Raw genomic sequence first — 5,059 nt, 5'->3', positions numbered from 1 at the left:
ATTTCCATAGAATTGCTAAATAATAGAATTTAAACAAAATAATAATAAATAATTCACCCTAAATGATGTTTTACTCAAAGATTTATGTTTATATTTACATCGTTTTATGATGAGTGATGATTATAACATATTTCACACAGTTCTTCAATCAGTGCATTTAAGGTCTAGTTTGTTTTTGATATACCATACTCATTAAACATTTTATTTAATTTTTAATTTTTTTACAAATGAATATTTTTATTGGTGGTCTAAGCTATGGTATTACTGATGCTGACCTAATGGACCTTTTTCAAGAGTATGGTGAAATCAAATCTGCAAAAGTTATCATGGATCGCGAAACAAACAAATCTAAAGGTTTTGGTTTCGTAGAAATGGAAGATGACAGCGCAGCGAAAAATGCAATTTCTGAACTTAACGGTGCTGAATATGATGGCAGAACTATTTCTGTATCAGAAGCAAGACCACGTGAAGAAAGACCTCGTCGTTCATTCAATGGCGGTGGCAACAGAAGAAGCGGTGGCGGATTCAACCGTGGTGGTGGTGACAGAAGATATTAATCTTTTATAAACCATAGATTTCTGATCCTGCCTAATTAACATAGATAAGGATTAAGATTTAAAATAGAATAGCAGTAAGGGAAACTTTACTGCTATTTTCTTTTATACCCCCCTGCTCCTCTATTTTGGGTACTACTCTCTACCTAGTCCATTGTATAGAGCCTCAACTCTAAAAAAGCGAATATTACTACTGTCGTAAAAAAGAAGGTTATCCATCCTAAAGTAGATAGACAACCTTCTCTTACAATTAATCAACTATTAAAAACCTGTCCTTAACGGATAAAGAAGACAAGCAACGAACTCAATCCTAAACCGATCATACCAATAATAATTCCTACCGTTTGCAAATCCTTCTTTTGCACAAAGCCTGTGGAATAAACCAAAGCATTGGGAGGGGTACTGATAGGCAATATCATAGCGAGGGAGGCAAATACAGCAATACCTATTAATAAGGTTCTGGCTCCGCCAAAGATAGCCAACTCCTGTGACAGCGACATCGCTAAGACCACAAAGATAGGCGTAACCAATGTTACAGCGGCTGTATGTGAGATTACATTAGCCAAACCCCAACACACCATCCAGCAAGAGAATATAATTACCCAAGGTTGAATAGATGAAAAATCAATTCCACTAATCAGGGTATGTGCCAATCCACTTTCTTGGAAAGCTAGTCCCAAAGGAAATCCGCCCGATATTAACCAAAGTACGCTCCAGTCGATTTCAGCCAATTCCTTCTTTCCTACTACCCCTAGCAGAGCAAACAGACAGATGGGCACAAAGGCTACTACATTGGGATTCACCCCAAAGAAGCTATCAAAACACCACAACGCAATGGTTGTACCAAAAATACAATAAACAGCATATTTCATTAATAGATCGCATTTTCCTTTTTCTTCAACTTTCATGGTATCTACCTTTTCCATCTCGGGGTTGGAAAACGGATAGAGCTTGGAGATAATCAGCCAAGAAATACCGATGAGAATAATAGAAAAAGGAACAAACACAAGCATCCAATCGCCAAAGCCAATACCCAGATTCATCCCTGCCGGATCATTCAAATACTTTAGTACAATGGCATTGGGGGGCGTACCAATGGGAGTACCAATACCACCCACGTTGGCAGCCACAGAGACACCAAGCACTAGTGCCGTACGACCTTTGTCGGTATCAGACATTTGTTTGAGCATGGGGGTTATCATTGTCAGCATCATAATAGCTGTGGCTGTGTTGCTTATAAACATAGAGCAAAGCCCTGTAACCGACATTATACCGAGTAAATAATACCGGGATTGCGTCCCTATCAGCCCAATCACCCCATTGGCTATCTTACGGTCTATCTGGAATTTCGAGGCGACGGCAGCCAATATAAACCCACCTATAAAAAAATATAATGGGATCGGCAAAAGTAGCAATTAGCGCTTTGGATGAAAGGAGTTCTTCACCCTCAAGTGAAGCCTTAAAAATATTCAAGGCACTATCTGATACCGTGAGTAGTGAGAGGGTCGTAACAGAAACAGACGTTATCCACGCTGGAATATACTCCGTAACCCACATGATTACGGCAAATATAAAAATAAGTAATACGCGTTGTTGAATAATAGTAAGCCCTAGGGCATGAGATGATGCAGTAGGTAGAATCCAAATAGCAAGAACTAAAGCCAGTAAGATAATGGGCTTAAAAACTTGCGTCTTCGAATTGGTAATCGTTTTCGTTAGCATAGCTGTTTAGGTTTAAGGTTTTAAGTTTAAGTAGTGCTGCAACCTCCCTTTTGTGAAAAGAAGTTTACCTAGCTACCGATGTTTTCAAATACAAGCACACTCATTATAACAATATGGTACAGTTGGGTATTTATATCTACCTTATTTATATCAAAAAGAGTATTCTAGTATTCTTTTGTGTTTTTCAATATTAATTAAACAAGATAGACATAAGTTTGTTTATTCTTTTCCCTCAAATTTTCAGACGATTCTATTTTAGACTCCTCATTTCTATTGATTTAGACTCTATTTATACTGTAAATATTTATAATTTAAAAAGATATAGCTTTCGTAAATTAAAATTATCTACTAATACCGAAAGCTCAAAGGAAAGGATATCAGATTCTTGTCAGTCTATTTATACAAAAAGTTCATACACCATACCTAAGCGATATAGAGATATTCATTACGCACTCAGAAACCCTTCTCATTCTATTTATGTGAGCAGATAGATACTACTTATTATTCTTCAAGTAAAGGGATATAGCCTATGAAGTAGAACTATTGAAAGGAGATTCAGAAGCAAACTCATTTTCAATAAAGAGACTTATATAATACCCAGTAACAGAAAATAAAGAGCTGAATACGGTAAAAAAGGACACACTTAAAGTCGCTCCTATTCCCTAAAAAAACGGCTAAACCTGCACTCTACACAAAAATATCAAAACGAAAGCTTTTTACCTTATTAGTAGATAAAAGACAAGTTTCTTCAAAACTTATATACAGAAGACTACTTTATACTCTTTTTTGTAGTATATGTTTAACAACATACAAGGCAGTTCTTTAAAAAACATTTTGATAAAATGAAAAGCCCCATCTAAACTCAAATTAGACGGGGGTTGATATTTATGTACAAATACTGTTTTTAAGCAACTAACGGATAAGGCTCATTACCAGAACCATACTTACACAAGCTACAATACCGATGCCACCCACAATCAGACCAACTTTAGCCAAGTCTTTCTTACTCAATCCTCCTTTGGAGAATGCCAAAGCGTTGGGAGGCGTACTTACGGGTAAGACCATAGCCATAGAAGCAAAGACAGCAACACCGATAATGAATGTTTTGGCCCCACCAATGTGATCAAATTCTCCAGATAGAGAAGAAGCCAAAGCCACGAAAATAGGAATCAATAGATTCACCGTTGCTGTATTGGATATAAAGTTGGACAAAGCATAACAGATCAACCAACTAGACAACATGATAATCCATGGAGAAATAGTAGTAAAATCTATCGAAGTAATCAGTTTATAGGCCAATCCACTCTCTTGGAAAGCAAAGCCTAGGGCAAATCCCCCAGCCACTAACCTCAACACACTCCAGTCGATATTTGCCAAATCGTCTTTTCCAAATACGCCAAGCAAACAAAAGAGGGCTATCGGGATAAAGGCTACCACATTGGGGTTTACACCAAAGAATCTATCAAAACACCACAACGCAATGGTAGCACTTATTATGATATAGACAATATATTCAATGTAAGGATTTTCCGATTCTACCTTGGGAGGATTAGACAAATCCATCTTTTTTAAATTCTTATTATTGAATGGAAAAAGCTTTGTTAAGATATACCACATAATAAGAACCAAGGCTATTGCTAGAGGAGCAAACACCATTGTCCACTCTCCAAAACTAATATTCAGATTAAGTCCGGCAGGGTCATTTAAATACTTCATAGCAATCGCATTGGGTGGCGTACCGATAGGAGTACCCATACCGCCAAGATTGGCAGCAACTGTAATACCTAGTACCAAAGCAATTTTACCCTTATCTCCTTTCTCAAAATCTTTCAAGATGGGACCTACCAATGTCAGCATCATTATAGCAGTAGCTGTATTGCTCACAAACATAGAACACAAAGCCGTAACCAGCATTATACCAAGTAAGTAGTATGTGGAGCGAGTACCAATTACTTTTATCACTCCATTGGCTATCTTCCTATCAATGTAAAATTTAGAGGCAACTGCTGCCAGTATAAAACCTCCTAAGAAGAGGAAGATGACGGGATCGGCAAATGATGCGATCAAGATTCTATTGGACAAAAGCTCTTCTTGAGGAACTCCCAACCGACAGAAATTCAATGCACTATCAGACACCGTAAACAACAGTAAAGTGGTGAGAGAAACAGACGTAATCCACGATGGGATATACTCCGTAATCCACATAACAACAGCAAAATAAAAATTAATAAAACACGCTGCTGGATAATAGTTAATTCAAGAAAAGAAAACTTTTCTGAGGGCAATAACCATACTAAAAGCAAAAACACCCAATACCAAAAACGGTATAAAAATCTGCTTGGTAAAGAGCTTGGATAGGAACGATTCTTTATCGGACATAGTTTTAGATTTACGTTAATTACAATTCATACTAATCTCCTTTTTCAGGATTTTTTGTATCGCATAAAACGGGTAGATGGGATGTATATAAATTTCAAACTTCTACAAATTTCAAACGATACTTTCGCAATCATTATTCTTTATCTCTCCGAATTTTAAAAAAAGAAATCACACGCTGCTTATTTATTGAATAAAAAGAGTGCAAAATGAAAAAATAATCATCTATCTTCTTTCTATATTCTTGACAATATCCTTTTTTTCACTCTTTCGTGATAGAGCATAGTGCACTATCAAACAATCTATTACAGTCCAACTCATCGTTGAAAAGTTCTCTAATCTTCCTCCTTTCTCATTCTAAAGAATTCAATATCAATTTTGGAGCGTATGACTCTACTCAATCAACC

4 protein-coding genes are annotated in these 5,059 nt (G+C 36.6%); 1 reads left to right on the top strand and 3 read right to left on the bottom strand.

Annotated features, from left to right (window positions below):
• Positions 1-227: 227 nt before the first annotated feature.
• Positions 228-557, top strand: a complete 330-nt coding sequence (locus K8V80_RS09935; RefSeq protein WP_006745231.1) for an RNA recognition motif domain-containing protein — start codon at positions 228-230, stop codon at positions 555-557.
• Between the two features lie 272 nt (positions 558-829).
• On the opposite strand, the gene K8V80_RS09930 is transcribed toward K8V80_RS09935, so the two are convergent.
• The 3 genes from K8V80_RS09930 to K8V80_RS09920 all read right to left on the bottom strand — a co-directional run bounded on the left by K8V80_RS09930 (position 830) and on the right by K8V80_RS09920 (position 4,481).
• On the bottom strand, positions 830-1,921 hold the full coding sequence (locus K8V80_RS09930; protein WP_276777556.1) for an SLC13 family permease: 1,092 nt from the start codon (positions 1,919-1,921) through the stop codon (positions 830-832).
• Positions 1,884-2,276 carry a hypothetical protein gene (locus tag K8V80_RS09925; protein WP_276777554.1) on the bottom strand — a complete coding sequence of 131 codons (393 nt, stop codon included), beginning with the start codon at positions 2,274-2,276 and terminating at the stop codon, positions 1,884-1,886. The genes K8V80_RS09930 and K8V80_RS09925 overlap by 38 nt, the downstream gene beginning before the upstream one ends.
• A 912-nt stretch (positions 2,277-3,188) precedes the next feature.
• Positions 3,189-4,481 (bottom strand): SLC13 family permease, encoded by a 1,293-nt coding sequence (locus K8V80_RS09920; protein ID WP_276777552.1) that lies wholly within the window; start codon positions 4,479-4,481, stop codon positions 3,189-3,191.
• Positions 4,482-5,059: the final 578 nt, after the last annotated feature.

It is taken from the genome of Bacteroides coprosuis (assembly GCF_020741705.1).
GTDB lineage: Bacteria > Bacteroidota > Bacteroidia > Bacteroidales > Bacteroidaceae > Bacteroides_E > Bacteroides_E coprosuis.
This window is presented reverse-complemented; position numbering and strand designations above follow the sequence as displayed.